At 67.9% G+C, this 16,416-nt stretch carries 18 protein-coding genes; 5 read left to right on the forward strand and 13 right to left on the reverse strand.

Translation table 11 applies throughout. From position 1 onward, the window contains the following. Positions 1–14 precede the first annotated feature (14 nt). A complete protein-coding gene (locus tag ESP70_RS13340) occupies positions 15–713 on the reverse strand; it encodes a DsbA family oxidoreductase (RefSeq protein ID WP_188110625.1) in 699 nt (232 codons plus the stop codon). Between the two features lie 55 nt (positions 714–768). Here ESP70_RS13340 and ESP70_RS13345 point away from each other — a divergent pair, with 55 nt between their 5' ends. After that, positions 769–1,578, forward strand: a complete 810-nt coding sequence (locus tag ESP70_RS13345; RefSeq protein WP_149689823.1) for an alpha/beta fold hydrolase — start codon at positions 769–771, stop codon at positions 1,576–1,578. On the opposite strand, the gene ESP70_RS13350 is transcribed toward ESP70_RS13345, so the two are convergent. After that, on the reverse strand, positions 1,562–2,047 hold the full coding sequence (locus ESP70_RS13350) for a type III secretion system chaperone family protein (protein ID WP_149689824.1): 486 nt from the start codon (positions 2,045–2,047) through the stop codon (positions 1,562–1,564). The genes ESP70_RS13345 and ESP70_RS13350 overlap by 17 nt on opposite strands. Next, positions 2,044–3,306, reverse strand: a complete 1,263-nt coding sequence (mshA, locus tag ESP70_RS13355; RefSeq protein WP_149689825.1) for a D-inositol-3-phosphate glycosyltransferase — start codon at positions 3,304–3,306, stop codon at positions 2,044–2,046. The genes ESP70_RS13350 and mshA overlap by 4 nt, the downstream gene beginning before the upstream one ends. Positions 3,307–3,384: 78 nt before the next feature. Between mshA and ESP70_RS13360 the strand changes: the two genes are divergently transcribed. Beyond that, on the forward strand, positions 3,385–4,119 hold the full coding sequence (locus ESP70_RS13360; RefSeq protein WP_149689826.1) for an SDR family NAD(P)-dependent oxidoreductase: 735 nt from the start codon (positions 3,385–3,387) through the stop codon (positions 4,117–4,119). 50 nt (positions 4,120–4,169) lie between these two features. On the opposite strand, the gene ESP70_RS13365 is transcribed toward ESP70_RS13360, so the two are convergent. Then, on the reverse strand, positions 4,170–5,780 hold the full coding sequence (locus ESP70_RS13365) for a DHA2 family efflux MFS transporter permease subunit (RefSeq protein WP_149689827.1): 1,611 nt from the start codon (positions 5,778–5,780) through the stop codon (positions 4,170–4,172). Between the two features lie 9 nt (positions 5,781–5,789). Next, positions 5,790–6,245 carry a MarR family winged helix-turn-helix transcriptional regulator gene (locus ESP70_RS13370; protein ID WP_223148733.1) on the reverse strand — a complete coding sequence of 152 codons (456 nt, stop codon included), beginning with the start codon at positions 6,243–6,245 and terminating at the stop codon, positions 5,790–5,792. Between the two features lie 160 nt (positions 6,246–6,405). Between ESP70_RS13370 and typA the strand changes: the two genes are divergently transcribed. After that, entirely contained in the window at positions 6,406–8,271 is a 1,866-nt protein-coding gene (gene typA, locus ESP70_RS13375; protein WP_149689828.1) for a translational GTPase TypA, read from the forward strand. Between the two features lie 60 nt (positions 8,272–8,331). Here typA and ESP70_RS13380 read toward each other — a convergent pair whose 3' ends face one another. The 4 genes from ESP70_RS13380 to ESP70_RS13395 form a co-directional block, all read right to left on the reverse strand. After that, a complete protein-coding gene (locus tag ESP70_RS13380; protein WP_223148734.1) occupies positions 8,332–9,138 on the reverse strand; it encodes a hypothetical protein in 807 nt (268 codons plus the stop codon). 306 nt (positions 9,139–9,444) lie between these two features. Beyond that, a complete protein-coding gene (locus ESP70_RS13385) occupies positions 9,445–10,068 on the reverse strand; it encodes an alpha-ketoglutarate-dependent dioxygenase AlkB (RefSeq protein ID WP_149689830.1) in 624 nt (207 codons plus the stop codon). A 32-nt stretch (positions 10,069–10,100) separates the two neighbouring features. Further along, on the reverse strand, positions 10,101–11,672 hold the full coding sequence (locus ESP70_RS13390) for an ABC transporter permease (protein ID WP_149689831.1): 1,572 nt from the start codon (positions 11,670–11,672) through the stop codon (positions 10,101–10,103). Then, on the reverse strand, positions 11,669–12,562 hold the full coding sequence (locus tag ESP70_RS13395; protein ID WP_149689832.1) for an ABC transporter ATP-binding protein: 894 nt from the start codon (positions 12,560–12,562) through the stop codon (positions 11,669–11,671). The genes ESP70_RS13390 and ESP70_RS13395 overlap by 4 nt, the downstream gene beginning before the upstream one ends. A 72-nt stretch (positions 12,563–12,634) precedes the next feature. On the opposite strand from ESP70_RS13395, the gene ESP70_RS13400 reads away from it, so the two are divergent. Then, a complete protein-coding gene (locus tag ESP70_RS13400) occupies positions 12,635–13,093 on the forward strand; it encodes a GbsR/MarR family transcriptional regulator (RefSeq protein WP_149689833.1) in 459 nt (152 codons plus the stop codon). Beyond that, complete coding sequence (locus ESP70_RS13405; RefSeq protein WP_149689834.1) at positions 13,090–13,386, forward strand: hypothetical protein; 297 nt, start codon at positions 13,090–13,092, stop codon at positions 13,384–13,386. The genes ESP70_RS13400 and ESP70_RS13405 overlap by 4 nt, the downstream gene beginning before the upstream one ends. 2 nt (positions 13,387–13,388) lie before the next feature. Here ESP70_RS13405 and ESP70_RS13410 read toward each other — a convergent pair whose 3' ends face one another. From ESP70_RS13410 to ESP70_RS13425, 4 genes are all read right to left on the reverse strand, one after another. Then, on the reverse strand, positions 13,389–15,035 hold the full coding sequence (locus ESP70_RS13410; protein ID WP_149689835.1) for a BCCT family transporter: 1,647 nt from the start codon (positions 15,033–15,035) through the stop codon (positions 13,389–13,391). A 75-nt stretch (positions 15,036–15,110) separates the two neighbouring features. Then, positions 15,111–15,377: a DUF2516 family protein gene (locus tag ESP70_RS13415; protein ID WP_149689836.1), complete on the reverse strand. Its 267-nt coding sequence runs from the start codon at positions 15,375–15,377 to the stop codon at positions 15,111–15,113. Between the two features lie 79 nt (positions 15,378–15,456). Beyond that, a complete protein-coding gene (locus ESP70_RS13420) occupies positions 15,457–15,969 on the reverse strand; it encodes a hypothetical protein (RefSeq protein WP_149689837.1) in 513 nt (170 codons plus the stop codon). Then, the gene (locus ESP70_RS13425; RefSeq protein WP_149689838.1) at positions 15,966–16,379 is read right to left on the reverse strand and encodes a helix-turn-helix domain-containing protein; all 414 of its coding nucleotides are present in this window, start codon (positions 16,377–16,379) and stop codon (positions 15,966–15,968) included. The genes ESP70_RS13420 and ESP70_RS13425 overlap by 4 nt, the downstream gene beginning before the upstream one ends. Positions 16,380–16,416 lie beyond the last annotated feature (37 nt).

A 16,416-nucleotide genomic window follows, 5' to 3' on the forward strand; every position in this document is an offset into this window, starting at 1 on the left:
TGGCTTCGACAAGCTCAACCGGCGGGAGGGGGCTCGTCGGTGGTGGGTGGCTCGGTGGTGGGGGGCGCAGCCTGCCACTCGCCGTAGATCTGGTGGAGCGCCTGCACGTAGTCGTTCTGCGAGTGGATGCCCGACAGCGTCCACTGCTGCTCGATCACGACGTACGGCAGCTGGGTGATCCCGATCGCCTCGCCGGTCGCCACCTGCGTGCGTACCTCGTCGGCGTACTCGGTGCTGGCGAGCAGCGCCTCGGCGGTCTCGAGCTCGAGGCCGACCAGCGCAGCCCGGGTGGCCAGCGCGAACGGGTCGCCGATGTCGGCACCTTCGAGGAAGTGCGCCCGCCACAGCTGGTGCAACAGGTCGCGCTGGAACCCGGGGCCGGCCTCGTCGGCCCACGTCAGCAGCCGCCACGCATCGAAGGAGTTGGCGCGCACGGCTTCGTCGAAGTTGAGGTCGATGCCGGTGATCTTGGCGGCAGCGGTGACCTGGACGTTGATGAGCTCGGCCTTGTCGGCACCACCGAGCTCGTCGGCGTTGACGTCCATCAGCCGCCGGCCGTCGTTGGGCGCGTCCGGGTCGAGCTGGAACGCCCGGTACGTCAGCTCGACGGGCTCGCCGGTCAGGATCGAGAACATCGCCGCAGCCCGCTCGAAGCGAGTGGCGCCGATGTAGGACCACGGGTCCGTGATGTCGGCGAAGACCAAGACCTTCACGACCGCCACGCTACGCGATCCCGAAAGCAACGTTCAGCCCGTCTAGATTCGACGCATGCCTCGTCACACACCCACCGGGATCGACTGGACCGAACGCGGCGACGGCCTGCCGGTCGTCATGCTGCACGGACTCATGGGCGATCGCCGCCTGATCAGCCGCTTCACCGAGTCGGTCCTCGCGGAGCGACCCGGCCTCCGACGGCTCCACCTCGACCTGCCGGGTCACGGGCTGAGCAGCGGCGAGGGGATCTCGTCCTCCGATGACGTCGTCGATCGGGTCGCCGCGTTCCTCGACGACGTGCTCGGCGACGAGCCGTACGCCGTGGTGGGCAACTCGTTCGGCGGTGGCATCGCCCGTGCGCTGACCGGTCGCGAGCCGTCGCGGGTGGCCGGCATGGCCCTCATCGCGCCATTGATCATCGCCGACCACGGCCGTCGCGACGTCCCGACATGTGCACCCATCGACGTCGAGCCGCTCGACGGGGGCACCGACGACGACCGGCGCGACTTCGCCGAGTTCACGTTCCGCCAGACGCGGCAGCACTGGGAGCTCTACCTCGAAGAGGTCGCCCCCGGCACGCGGCTCGGCGACTCCGCCGCCATCGGCCGGATCTCCGCGGCCTACGAGTTCAGTGTCAGCCCGGAGTCGCAGTTCACGACGTACGAGCGGCCGGTGACGTTCATCCTCGGCCGGCAGGATCCCGTCGTCGGCTTCACCGATGCACTGGCGATCGCTTCGTCATACCCGCGTGCGACCTATCTCGTCGCGGACGGGGCGGGCCACAACCCGCACCACGAGCAGCCCGAGCTGTGCGCCGCGGCGTTGGGCGCCTGGATCGACGCGGTGATCAGCTCGACGGCTTGAGGTGCTTGAACGCGTCGAGGTTGCGGGTCGACTCGCCCCGCGACTCGCGCCACTCCCACTCCTTGCGGATCGACGACGCGAAGCCGAGCTCGAGGATCGTGTTGAACGACTCGTCGGCGTACGTCAGGACGGCGCCGAGCAGCCGGTCGACCTCGTCGGCCGTCACCGCGTGCAGCGGCAGCCGGCCGTCGAGGTAGATGTCGCCGGCCGAGTCGACCGCGAATGCCACACCGAACATCTTGAGGTTGCGCTCCAGCAGCCAGCGGTAGACCGTCTCGTGGTTCTCGTCGGGGTTGCGGCACACGAACGCGTGGATGCCCAGCGCGTGCTTGCCGATCTCGAGGCGGCACGTCGTCTGCAGCTTGCGCTCCCCCGGCAGGGTGATCTCGAAGACCCCCGGCCGGTGCTCGGTGAACTCCAGCTCGGCCGCCTCGAGCGCCTCCACGATGATCTGGCGAGTCTCCGTCATGCGTTCTTCTCCACATGCGTGCGGTGCCACTCGATGGCCTCGGCGTAGACCTTGAGGGTACGGTCGGCGGTCACGTCCCACCCGAAGCTCTCCGCGTGGCGTACGGCCTTGTGGCTCATCGCCTCACGCAGCTCGGGATCGGTCAGCAGGGGGTGCAGCGCCGCGGCGTAGTCACGCGGATCGTGCCCGTCGACCAGGATGCCGGACACGCCGTCGGACACAGCGGTCGACAGCCCGCCCACGCGGGCCGCCACGACCGGAGTGCCGCACGCCTGCGCCTCGATCGCCACGAGACCGAACGACTCGTTGTGCGACGGCACGCAGACCACGGACGCTGCGGCATACCAGTCGGCGAGGTCGGACTGCGCGACCGTCGGGACGAATCGCACGACATCCTGGATGCCCAGCCGTTCACTCAGGTCGGTGAGCGCCGTCGGCCGGTCGAGGCCAGAGCCGGACGCCCCGCCGACGATGGCCACGACGAGTCGCTCGCGCAGCGCGGGGTCGTCGTGCAGCATCCGCGCCGCGGCCTCGATGACGACATCGGGCGCCTTGAGCGGCTGGATGCGGCCGGCGAACAGCAGCAGCGCAGCGTCTTCGGGGATGCCGAGGAGCGACCGCGCCGCGGCTTGCCGCCCCGCGCGGAAGACCTCGAGGTCGACGCCGGGATGCACCACGGCGACGTGCTCGGGCTCAGCGTCGTAGAGCTCGATCAGCTCGCGGCGCTCCTCCATCGTGTTGGCGATGAGCCGGTCGGCGAGCCGCACGATCTCCTCCTCGCCGTAGATGCGGCCGATCGGCTCGGCGTCGTCACCGTCGGCGAGCATCGCGTTCTTGACCTTGGCCATCGTGTGCATCGTGTGGACCAGGGGCACGTTCCAGCGCTCGCGCGCGACCGTGCCGACCTGACCCGACAGCCAGTAGTGCGAGTGGACGAGGTCGAAGTGCCCGGGCTCCCGCTCGACCTCGGCGCGCAGCACGTCGCGGACGAACGAGCACAGCTGCGACGGCAGGTCGTTCTTCTGCAGCCCCTCGAACGGTCCGGCTGGCACGTGGTGCACGAGGATTCCCGGCGCCGCCTCGACCAGCTGCGGCTGGTGGCGCGAGGTGGCACGGGTGAAGATCTCCACCTCGATGCCCCGCGACGCGAGCTGGCGCGACAGCTCGAGGACGTACACGTTCATGCCGCCGGCATCGCCGTCGCCGGGCTGCTCGAGCGGCGACGTGTGCGCCGAGAGCATCGCGATCCGCTTGAGCATCGATCAGCCGCCTTTCGGCTCCATCGTCTCACCCGGTGCCCAGCCCGCAGCCGGACGGCCGTCTGTCACCATGGCGGCATGCCCAACGCCGTCGTCACCGGGGCCAGCAGCGGCATCGGCGCTGCCACCGCCCGAGCCCTCGCCCTGGCCGGATTCCACGTCTTCTGCGTCGCCCGCCGCACCGACCGCATCGAAGCCCTTGCCGGCGAGATCGGCGGCACGGCGATCACGTGCGACGTCACCGACGAGGCCCAGGTGGCCGCCCTCGCCGACGCCGTCGGCCCCTCGCTCGACCTGCTGCTCAACAACGCGGGCGGGGCTGTCGGCACCGACCACGTCGCCGTCAGCAGTCCCGACGACTGGCGGCACATGTACGAGGTCAACGTCATCGGCACGTTGCTCGTGACCCGCGCGCTGCTGCCCGCGCTCGTCGCCAGCGGCGCCGGCACGCTGATCAACCTCGGCTCGACCGCGGGCCACATCACGTACGAGGGCGGAGGCGGCTACACCGCGGCGAAGCACGGCGTGACCGCGATGACCGAGACGCTGCGGCTCGAGCTCAACGGCCAGCCCGTGCGCGTCACCGAGATCGCGCCGGGCATGGTGCGCACCGACGAGTTCTCGCTCAACCGGTTCGGCGGCGACCAGGCCAAGGCCGACGCGATCTACGCCGGTGTGCGCGAGCCGCTGGTCGCCGAGGACATCGCCGACGCGATCGTCTGGGTCGCGACCCGGCCGCAGCACGTCAACGTCGACCTCATGGTGCTCAAGCCGATCGCGCAGGCGGCGGCCCACAAGGTGCACCGGGAATGACGAACGGCCCCACCGGGTGCCGGTGAGGCCGTTCGTACGTACGCGCTGCGTCAGTGCATGATGACCGGCGCGGCGTTGTCCTCGTCGTCGAGCAGGTGCACGACCTCACGCTTGCGCGGCAGGAACGCGACCGGGATCAGCGTGACGAGCAGGACTGCGAAGGCAACCCAGTACGACTGCTGGAACGCGTCCGCCAGGTCCTGGAAGCCCTGGTGCAGGACTGCGCCACCTGCGTTCAGCGTGTCGACCAGTTTGGCGCCGTCGGGCGTGTGCGAAGCGGCGGCCAGCTGGGCCGGCGTGACGCCGCCGTCGAGGCCCTTGAGGTTCTCCGACCCCGCGATGACGTCGCCGCTCTTCATGGCGTTCGTGAGGACCACCGAGATCGTCGCGATGCCGGTCGCACTCGCGACCTGCTGCGTCACGTTGAGCAACGTCGACCCACGTGCCACGTCAGCCGCCTTGAGCGTCTTGAGTGCCGAGGTGAACAGCGGCATCATCGTCGCGCCCATGCCGAGGCCCGTGACGAACAGCCAGCCCCTGATCGTCCAGTCGGATGTGCCCGGGTCGGTGCTGTTGATCAGACCGAACAGTCCGATCAGGATGCCGATGAAGCCGAACGGCACGATGCGGCCGACCGGGATCTTGTCGGTGAGCGCACCGGCAACGGGCATCGTCAACATCGCGCCGATGCCCTGAGGCGCCAGGAGCACTCCGGCCCGCCTGACCGAGTCGCCATCGACCTGCTGGAAGTAGGTCGGCACCAACAGCAGAGCACCGAAGAACGCGGCGGCGAACAGGAACATCGTGATGATCGAGATCGTCAGGTTGACGTTCTTGAACAGCCGCAGGTCGAGCAACGGGTGCTTGGGCTTGAACGACCAGAACACGAACGCGCCGATCAACAGCACGCCGATGATCATGGGCAGCAGCACCTTGGTGGCGGCGACCGTGCCCTCACCCGGGATGGCCGAGACGCCGTAGAGCAGCGAGGCCAGACCCGGCGAGAGCAGGATCATGCCGACCACGTCGAGGGCCTCGCTCGGCTCCGGGGCGTCCTTGGGGAGCACCATGAAGGCATAGACCAGGCCGATCAGGCCGATCGGCAGGTTGATCAGGAAGACCCAGTGCCACGACGCGGCATCGATCAGGACGCCACCGAGGATCGGACCCATGATCGGGCCGAGCAGCATCGGGATGCCGAGGATCGCCATGAGCCGCCCCATGCGGTGCGGACCCGCGGCCTTGGTCATGATCGTCATGCCCAGCGGCATCAGCATGCCGCCGCCGAGACCCTGCAGGACACGGAAGCCGATGAGGGCCTCGATGTTCCAGGCCGTGGCGCACAGCAACGAACCGATCGTGAACAGCGCGATCGCCGTGAGGTAGAGGCGCTTGGTGCCGAACCGGTCGGCTGCCCAGCCGGTCAGCGGGATGACTGCCGCGAGGGCGAGCATGTAGGCCGTGGCGGTCCAGGCGACCGTTGAGTAGGCCAGCGGTTCGCCGTTGTTGGAGAGCTCGGTCTGGAACGTCGGCAGCGCGACGTTGACGACCGTGACGTCGAGGATCGACATGATCGCGCCGATCACGACGACGCCGGCGATCTTCAGGAGCTCGGGTGTGATCTTGTCACTGTCGTCGATCTGTCCCGTCTGGGAAGTCATACGTATCTCCTAGTGGGTCTGCCGACGCAGGGTGTCGCCGGCGAGGATGTCACTGAGCGCGCGGTGCAGGTTGTCGCGCTGGTCTTCGGGCAGGTCAGCCGTGAAGGCCTTGATCGACTCACGCTTGCAGTCGATGTGTTGCGTGCTGAGCTTCTCGCCGATCGGAGTGAGCGAGACGAGCTTGACCCGCCGGTCGGCGGGGCTCTCGCGGCGTTCGACGACCTCGAGCTTGAGCAGCTGCTCGACGTTGCGGCCGGTGGCTGCGTCGGAGAGGCCCAGCTTGGTGGCGATCGCGTGGATCGGCATGGGCTCACCCTGGTGGGCGAGCAGGAACAACATGCGTGCCTGCGAGAACGACAGGTCGAGCTCGACCATCGCGTCCATGCCGTCGGCCTCGGCCAGCGTCATCAGGCGCATCACGAAGTCCTCGAGCGCGACATAGAGATCGTCCGGTGAGATGGCCACCGAAAAACCATAACTAAGATGCAACCTTTGATCAAATGAAGTGTTTGTGAACGGTCAATTACCGGGGTGTAGCCGCGATTCGTCTCCGAGAGGTCATCCCCCGTAGAATGGCAAGGCTCCGAGGTGTTCGAGCATTCCCCACGCATAGGACTTTTTTCGCATGCCCACACGCTCCGACCTGCGCAACGTCGCAATCGTCGCCCACGTCGACCACGGAAAGACCACGCTGGTCGACGCCATGCTTCAGCAGCAGGGCCAGTACGACGAGCACCACCAGCTGGCCGAGCGCGCCATGGACTCCGGCGACCTCGAGCGCGAGAAGGGCATCACGATCCTCGCCAAGAACACCGCGGTCCGCTACAACGGTCCCGGTGCGCCCGACGGCGGCGTGACGATCAACATCATCGACACCCCCGGCCACGCCGACTTCGGTGGCGAGGTCGAGCGCGGACTCTCGATGGTCGACGCCGTCATCCTGCTGGTCGACGCCTCCGAGGGCCCGCTCCCCCAGACCCGCTTCGTGCTGCGCAAGGCACTCGCCGCTCACATGCCGGTCGTCCTGGTAGTCAACAAGGTCGACCGTCCTGACTCCCGCATCGCCGAGGTCGTCGACGAGACGTACGAGCTGTTCCTCGACCTGCTCGAGGACGGCGCCAGCGAGGACGCCCTCGACTTCCCCGTCGTCTACGCCTCAGCGCGCGCCGGCCGGGCCTCTCTCGAGCAGCCTGCCGACGGCGGCATGCCCGACAGCGACAACCTCATCCCGCTGTTCCAGACGATCATGGACGCCGTACCGGCTCCCGAATACACCGAGGGAGCGCCGCTCCAGGCGCACGTCACCAACCTCGACGCCTCGCCGTTCCTCGGCCGCCTCGCGCTGGTCCGCGTCTTCGAGGGCACCCTCAAGAAGGGCGCCCAGGTCGCGTGGATGAAGCATGACGGCACGACCGAGCGGGTCAAGATCACCGAGCTGCTCGTCACCAAGGAGCTCGAGCGCGTACCCGGTGAGAGCGCCGGCCCCGGCGACATTGTCGCCATCGCGGGCATCCCCGACATCACGATCGGCGAGACGCTGGCCGATCCCGAGAACCCTGTCGCGCTGCCGCTCATCACGGTCGACCAGCCGGCCATCTCGATGACGATCGGCACCAACACGTCGCCGCTCGCCGGTCGCGAGAAGGGCACCAAGGTCACCGCTCGACTCGTCAAGGACCGCCTCGACCGCGAGCTCATCGGCAACGTGTCGCTCAAGGTGCTCGACACCGAGCGCCCCGACGCCTGGGAGGTCCAGGGCCGTGGCGAGCTCGCCCTGGCGATCCTGGTCGAGCAGATGCGTCGTGAGGGCTATGAGCTCACGGTCGGCAAGCCGCAGGTCGTGACGCGCGAGGTCGACGGCAAGATCCACGAGCCGATGGAGCGCCTGACGATCGACGCCCCCGAGGAGTACCTCGGCGCGATCACGCAGCTGCTGGCCGTCCGCAAGGGCCGCATGGAGCAGATGATCAATCACGGCACCGGCTGGGTCCGCATGGAGTTCATCGTCCCGGCGCGTGGCCTCATCGGCTTCCGCACCGAGTTCCTCACCGACACCCGCGGCACCGGCATCGCGCACCAGACGTTCGAGAAGTACGAGCCGTGGGCCGGCGAGATCTCGACCCGCCCCTCGGGCTCGCTCGTGTCGGACCGCGCCGGGGCTGCGACGTCGTACGCCATGACCAACATCCAGGAGCGCGGCACGCTGTTCATCGAGCCGGCGACCGAGGTCTACGAAGGCATGATCGTCGGCGAGAACTCCCGCTCCGACGACATGGACATCAACATCGTCCGTGAGAAGAAGCAGACCAACGTACGCTCGAACGCCGACGAGTTCGAGAAGCTCGTGCCGCCGCGCAAGCTGTCGCTCGAGCAGTCGCTGGAGTTCTGCCGCGAGGACGAGTGCGTCGAGGTCACCCCGACCGCCGTGCGCATCCGCAAGATCATCCTCGACGCCACCGAGCGCAACCGCGCCAACCGCGGCAAGAAGTAACCCCTGAGCGGTGGGTCAGCGTCCAGTCGATCCAAGGAGCGGTGAGTTAGCGTCCAGTCGTCATGCGATCTTGGACGCCAGCTCACCGCTCGACCGGATCGGCGCGAACAGCGCAGCCCAACGATCTCCGAAGACCGGTGCGGGGCCGTCGTAGCCTCCACTGACCAGTTGCCGGTAGACCTCTGCGACGAGCTTCTTCGGAGTGTCGAGCTTCTCATTCGTGACCTGGACGTAGCGCCAGCCATCATCACGAAAATCCTGATAGCGGTCGATGTCGCTGTTCCACTGACTGAGGTCGGTCAGGTGCTGGCGGCCTTCGTACTCAACCAGCAATTTCCACAGCAGATAGACGAGGTCTCCGTAGCCAAGGAGTTCCCCCCGCCCATTGCGGACGTCCCTGTTGACGTCAGGCTTCGGCAGACCGGAGAACACCAGCACCGCTCGCGTCTCCGACTCCTTGAGCGAACGCGATCCTCCATCGAGATGGTGCAGAACCCGTCGCACCTGGCGGGCTCCTGGTCGCCAATGATCTCTGCGCGCCAATTCCGCGACCTCGAGCAGAGTCATGTGGCGGCCATGCAGGAGCCAGTCGCCAACCTTGATCGCGTCGATCATCCGGGCATCAGCGCAGTACTGGATGAACGCCGCTGCGGGCGTCACCCCCACGTCGTCGAGCGGCGGGAGCACCTCGGTGCGGTGCAGGAAGATGTCGTCGAGGTCGAGATGTAGATCGCCCGCGACCGTGAAACGGAGCGGCTTGGTGGCCCCGAAGTCGAGGCCGAGCGCCTGGATGCGCGTGATGTGGCTCAGCTGCGCCCTCGCCGGCATGGCGAGCGTCGCGGCAGCGATCCAGTCGAGGCCCGTCATCACATGATCGATGTGCACCCAGACTCTCGGGAAGAGCCGGCGGAAGCGCTTGCCACGGAGCACTTTCTCCGAAACTCCAACTGATCGCGCTGCCGCTGGCGTGAATGGACCGGCAAGGAGAACGTGAGGGATGTCGATCGGAGAGGGCATACCCCACACGTTCAGGCTGTCCATACGGTTCGCGCGACCCGTTCGATCTTCGACTGTGGACGCTCCGACACCGCCACAGCAATGTGGACATTGAGCGGTGGCCCTGCGTCCAGGAAGAACGCGCAGGTGGACGCTAACTCACCGCTCCCGTCAGGGTCAGAGGACGTTGCGGGGGCGGAACTGGACGCTGATGCGAGGACCGACGGGCCTGGCGGTCTTGAGGATCGCGTGCTCCCACGTGCGTTGGCACGATCCGCCCATCACGACGAGGTCGCCGTGGCCCAGCGAGAAGCCGATCTGCGGTCCACCGCCACGGGGACGCAGCGACAGCCGGCGAGCAGCGCCGAGCGAGACGATCGCGACCATCGTGTTATCGGTGCGGCCACGGCCGATGCGGTCGCCGTGCCACGCCACGCTGTCACGACCGTCGCGGTAGTAGCAGAGCCCCGCCGTCACGAACCGCTCACCGAGCTCGGACTCGTAGTGATCGCCCAGCGCCTCGCGCGCCTCGAGGAGAAGCGGGTCGGGCAGGGCGGCATCGACGCCGTAGTGGCACAGCAACCGCGGCACGTCGACCATGCGGTCGTACATCTCGCGGTTCTCCGCACGCCACGGCACCTCGGCCTGCAGGCGGAGGAACAGGTCGTCGGACCCCGTGACCCAGCCCGGCTGCACGTCGACCCACGCACCCTGCGTCAGGACCGTGCGCTCCGGCGCCAGCGATCCGAGACCCGTGGGCTGGCCCATGTCGAGCAACGATCCCTGGAAGAACTCCTCCATCCCGACATCGTACGCCGCATCGAACACATGTTCTAGGCGGAGACGACGTCGCGTCGCCGCATCGCCACCATGCCGGCCGCAGCAGCAGCCGCGGTGACAACGAGCAGCACGAGCAGAGGCCAGACCCGGAAGTCCTCCGCCGGGGTCTGCGCGAGATGCCGGAACGGCGACACGTCCATCAGCCAGCCGGGCAGCTGCAGCACCTCGCCGAACATCATCACGACGAAGCAGAAGCCGAGGCCCAGCCAGCCGACCGCTGCCCACCGCGAGCGGATCCCGTACGCCAGCCAGGCGATCGTCGCGAGGAGCAGCACTGGCACGGCGTACGGCGCCGTCGCTCCGGTCAGCCGCAGTACCGCCGACCCGTCCCCCGTGACCATCGCGAACCCCAGCCCCATGCCGAGCCCTGCCGCAAGGACGACGACCAGCGTGCCGGCGACCGTCACGACGAGGTGCGCGACCGCCCACCGCCAGCGGGGCAGCGCCGTCGCCAGCAGGGTCTCGGCGAAGCCGGAGCTCTCCTCACCGCGCAACCTCTGCACCGACGAGATCGCGAACCCGGCGCCGATCAGAGACAGCATCACCGCCGCCGTCGCATAGAACGAGTCGACGATCGAGCCCCCGGCCGACGCGAACACGTCCTTCGAGAACTGGGAGTCACCGACCAGGTCTGCCACGTCGTCGCCGATCGAGCCGTATGCGATGCCGCCGAGCAGCAGGCCGACACCCCAGCCGATGACGCTGCCGCGCTGCAGCCGCCAGGCCAGCGCGGACGCCGAACCGAGGGACCCGCGCGCGGGTCCCGGGCGCGCGGGCCACACGCCGGAGCCGATGTCGCGGCGATCGAACAACGCGACCGCACCGCAGCCGAGGAGCACCACGGCGACCACCGGCAGCACCAGCGGCCACCACTGCTCATCGGCGTACGGGCGCAGGTACTGCCCCCACCCGATCGGCGACAGCCACGACAGCGCACCGTTGCCGACATCACCGACGGCACGCAGCGCGTACGCCACACCGAGCACCGCGCCGGTGATCCCGTACGCCGCGCGGGTGCTCTCGACGAGCTGTGCAGCGACCAGCGCGACGCCGCCGAACACCAGACCCGTCAGCCCCGCGGCCAGCCCGAGCGCCAACGATCCGCCGACCGGTAGACCGTACGAGATCAGGCTGACCGAGATCAGCGCGCCCATGAGCGCATCGGCGATCACGACGAGCAGGGCGGTCGCGGCCAGCGGTGCGTGCCGGCCGATCGCGGCGGCCCGTATGAGCTCGTCGCGCCCGGTCTCCTCCTCTGCGCGGGTGTGCCGGCCGACGAGGAACATGCTCATCAGCGCTGCGACGATCGCGCCGAACGCGGAGGCCTGCCACGCGACCTGGCCGCCGAGCGTGTCGAGCGCGCGCGCCGGTCCGGCCATCGCGATGAACGCCGCGTTGTCCGCCATGCCTGCCGCGGCCTTGTCAAGGTCGGCCTGCGTCGGATAGAGGCCGTCGGTGCTGACGGCCTGCGAGTAGTAGAGGAGCACGTTGCCCGCGATCCACCAGAACAGCATCATCCGGTCGCGGCGCAGGTGGAACCGCAGCACCGTCATGGCGCCGGTCACGACGCGACCTCCTCGCCGTAGTGGCGCAGGAACAGCTCCTCGAGCGTCGGCGGCTGGCTGGTGAGCGTACGCACGCCGAACCGGCCCAGCGCCTGCAGCGCAGCACCGAGGTGGACGGTGTCGACCTCGAACGTCGCCCGCATCCCCTCGACGGCGAGGTCGTGCACACCGGTCAGGCCGTCGAGCCCCGTGGGCGCCTGCGACAGCTCGGCCGACACCGACGTACGCGTCAGGTGACGCAGGTCCGCGAGCGTGCCCGACTCGACCGTGCGACCGGCGCGGATGATGCTGACCCGGTCGCACAGGCGCTCGACCTCGGCGAGGATGTGGCTCGAGAGCAGCACCGAGCGGCCGTCGTCCTTGAACTCGTCGACGCAGTCCGTGAACACCGCCTCCATCAGCGGGTCCAGGCCGGAGGTCGGTTCGTCGAGGATCAGCAGCTCGACGTCGCTCGCCAGTGCGGCGACGAGCGCGACCTTCTGGCGGTTGCCCTTGGAATACGTACGCGCCTTCTTGGTCGGGTCGAGCTCGAAACGGTCGATGAGCAGGGCGCGGCGCTTCTCGTCGAGTCCCCCGCGTAACCGGCCGAGCAGGTCGATGACCTCGCCGCCGGACAGGTTGGGCCAGAGGTTGACGTCGCCAGGCACGTACGCCAAGCGCCGGTGCAGCTCGGCGGCATCGCGCCACGGGTCCTGGCCGAACAGCGTGACGCTGCCCTCGTCGGCGCGCAGCAGCCCCAGCAGCACGCGGATGGTGGTCGACTTGCCGGAGCCATTGGGTCCCAGGAAGCCGTGCACCTCGCCGCGCTCGACCTGGAGGTCGAGGCTGTCGAGGGCGGTCGCGTGGCCGAACCGCTTCACGAGTCCGGCGATGTCGATGACGATGTCCATGAGGCCGACCGTACCCCCTTTCATAGATTTGTGAAATCCTTGAAAGATGTGAATTCCTGTATGCTCACTCGCATGACCACTGGTGCTGCGAGCGAGTTCGTCGAGGGCTTCGCGCTCGAGCTCAACCAGTCGGGCATGCAACGCATGGCCGCGCGCGTGTTCGCCGCCCTGCTCGTCGCCCCAGAGAACGGTTACACCGCCAGGGAGATCGGCGATGTCCTCGGCGTCAGCGCAGCGGCGGTGAGCGGAGCCACCGCCTATCTGACCCGCATGGGGCTGGCCGTACGCCGGCGGGTGACCGGCGAGCGCGTCGACCGCTACAACGTGCTGGGCACGACGTGGGCCGAGGTGATGGCCGCGGAGACCAAGACCATCACGAGTCTGTCTGCTCTGCTCGAGGAAGGCATGACGCAGGTCGACGCCGGCAGCGCTGCGCACGAGCGCCTCACCGCGACGCGCGACTTCTTCAGCTACATGGCCGTCGAGATGCCCAAGCTGGTCGACCGGTGGCACGAGTCGAGGCAGCCATGACCGACACCGCTTGGGACCGGCTGCTCGACCTGCTCGACCACTTCGCCGCCAACCCCGAGCTGCCGTTGAGCCCCGACGTCGAGCGTACGTTCGCCACCCTGTGCGCCCAGGCGATCGAGGACGGCTCGGTCGACCGCGAGCTGCACGTCGACGACACCGCCCGCTGGCTGACCGGGCTCGTCGTGGCCCACCGGGCCGTACGCGACACGCATCCGGACGTGCCGGCAGACGCCGACCTCGGCGTGCTCCGGGTCGTCGTCACCCGCTGGCTGCACCCCGCCCGACCCCGCTGAGGTCAGTCGTCGGATGCCGGCTCGACGACCAGCACGAAGTCGCCGTCGTGCTCCTCGGCGCCAGTGACGACGGCGTCGGCGACGAGCTCGACGCCACGGTGGTGACGGACGATGACCGGATCGCTCTGCAGGTCCTTGTAGAGGGACAGGCACAACGCAGCCATGACCAGCACGAACGGGACGGCGGCGACGATCGTGATCTGCTGCAGCCCGGTCAGCGCCTGGGAACCGTCCTTGCCACCGGTCGCGAGCATGATCGCCGCGACGCTTCCCATCACGACTCCCCAGAAGACGACGGTCCGCTTGGACGGCTCGATCGAGCCCTTCTCGCTGAGCGTGCCCATCACGATCGACGCCGCGTCGGCGCCTGAGACGAAGAAGATCCCGACCAGGACCATCACGAGGATCGTGGACACCGACGCCAGGGGCAAGTGGTCGAGCATCGCGAACAGGGCCGAGTTCGGATCCACCGACCCGGCCTGGCCGACAAGGTCTCCGGTCTTGCGCTGGACGTCGATGGCAGTGCCGCCGAACACCGCGAACCACACCAGGCTCACGAGCGAGGGCACGATCAGCACCCCGGTCACGAACTGACGGATCGTACGTCCGCGGCTGATGCGGGCGATGAACATGCCGACGAACGGGGTCCACGAGACCCACCACGCCCAGTAGAAGATCGTCCAGCTCGCGAGCCAGGTCTTCATCTCGTCGTCACCGCTGGCCGCCGTGCGCGACGCCATGCCGGTCATCTGGTTGGCATAGTCACCCAGCGCCGTCGGCACCAGGTTGAGGATCAGCAGGGTCGGCCCCGCGACGAACACGAACAGGGCGAGCACCAGGGCCAGGACCATGTTGATGTTGGACAGCCACTGGATGCCCTTGGCGACGCCCGACACCGCAGAGGCGATGAAGGCGACCGTCAGGATCGCGATCACGGCCACGAGCAAGGCCTTGCCCGCACTGTCGACCCAGCCGTTGTACTCGATGCCGCTGCCGATCTGCAGGGCGCCGAGGCCGAGAGACGCAGCAGAGCCGAACAGTGTCGCGAAGATGGCGAGCATGTCGATGGCCCGGCCGATGGGCCCGTCGGCGCGAGCACCGATCAGCGGCCGGAACGCCGAGGAGATCAGGTGGGACCGCCCCTTGCGGAAGGTGCCGTACGCGATGGCGATGCCGACCACGGCGTAGATCGCCCAGGGATGAAGGGCCCAGTGGAACATCGTGGTCGCCATCGCGGTCTGCATGGCGTCCTCGGACTCGGCCTTGGACGTGCCGGGCGGCGGGCTCGCATAGTGCGTGAGCGGCTCGGCGACGCCCCAGAACATCAGGCCGATCCCCATGCCGGCGCTGAACATCATCGCGATCCACGAGACGGTGCTGAACTCCGGCTCCTCGTCATCGTCCCCGAGCGGGATGCGGCCGTACTTGCTCGCCGCCAGACAGATCACGAAGATCACGAAGAACGTCGTGCTCAGGACGAAGAACCACCCCGTGTTGGTGATGACCCAGTCCTGCGCATCGGCAGATGCGGAGCTCAGGCTGCTCGTGCTGAGCACGCCCCACACGACGAAGGCGACGGCGACGATGCTGGTGACCCAGAAGACCACCGGATCGATGCGTTCGCGCCATGAGGTTGTTGTCTGATTCATGCAGTTCCCCCGAGAGGTAGGTGCTAATGGCAACCTTTCGACCGTACGCGAGGGGCAGCGCGCAGGCCAATCGAGCTAGCGGGAGTCCGAGCCGCGAACCTGGGCGAGGTAGACGAGGGCCGCGACGGTTCCCACGAGGTTCAAGAGCGACAGCGGATTCCAGGTCAGCACGTGCAGCAGCACAGCCAGAGCCAGGATGATGAGCCACGTCTGCTTGGGCAGCGTCTCGATGTAGGTGAACTTGGCTGACGGCCGAGCCACACAGTCGACGAGGGCGAACCCCTTCGCGGCGAACAGCGCGATGGAGATGACGAACGTCAGGCCGTTCTGGATCTCGAACATGCCCCGAAGGCTATCGGGCGACACAGAAGCGGCGGGCCCCCATGTGGGGACCCGCCGCTGTCAGGTGTGTGCGAAGAGATCAGGCCTTCTTGGCCGGAGCCTTCTTCGCGGGCGCCTTCTTGGCCGGAGCCTTCTTGGCGGCCGGGGCCTTCTTGGCCGGGGCCTTCTTGGCCGGCTCGGGCGTCTTCTTGACGGTCGTGTCGACCTTCTCGGCAGCCTTGCGGGCCGTGGTCGGCGCCTTCGAGGTCACCTTGGTGACCTGCGTCTTGGCGTCGGTCACGAGCTGCTCGGCGCGCTTCTGGGCGTCGTCGGCGAAGCCCTTGGCCGTCTTGGTGACGTCCTCGACGCTGCTGTCGACGGTCTTCTTGATGTCGTCGACCTTGAGGCTCTTGGCCTTGGCGACGAGCTCCTCACCCTTCTTGGCGAGGTCGGCGTACGCGCTCGAGGCGGTCACGACGGCGGTCTGGGCGTAGCCCTGAGCCTGCTTCTGCAGGTCGGCGATGTCGACCTTCTTGAGCGTCTCGGGCAGCGCCTTGACGTCGTCGACGATGGACTTCACCTGGGCGTTGATGGTCTCGGTGATGGTGCTCATGTGGTTTCCTCCTGATTGGCTTCGGTCACTGTTGCGGCCAGCTCGGTGTCCGACGCTTCGTCAGTGCCGACGAAGGAGCGATAGATATCGAGCAGCGCAGTCTTCTGACGCTCCGTGAGACGGGGATCGAGGGCGATGGCGTCCTCGACCATCCGCGCTCCGCTCTCGTCGGCATCGAGGATGCCGGCTCGAACGTAGAGCGACTCGGCGGAGATCCTGAGCGCCTTGGCGATCTGCTGCAGGACTTCTGCCGAAGGTCGGCGCAGACCCCTCTCGATCTGGCTGAGGTACGGATTGGAGACATCCGTGAGCTCGGCCAGCTGCCGGAGAGACATCTGTGCCTGACCCCGCTGCTCACGCAGGTAGTCGCCGAGTCCTTCGACGGTCTTCTGCATGCTCAACTTGGCCATGACTCCAGTGTGCTTGCAAAAGTTAGCAAATGCAAGC

The sequence above is a fragment of the Aeromicrobium ginsengisoli genome (assembly GCF_004134905.2).
Taxonomy (GTDB): Bacteria; Actinomycetota; Actinomycetes; order Propionibacteriales; family Nocardioidaceae; genus Aeromicrobium; species Aeromicrobium ginsengisoli.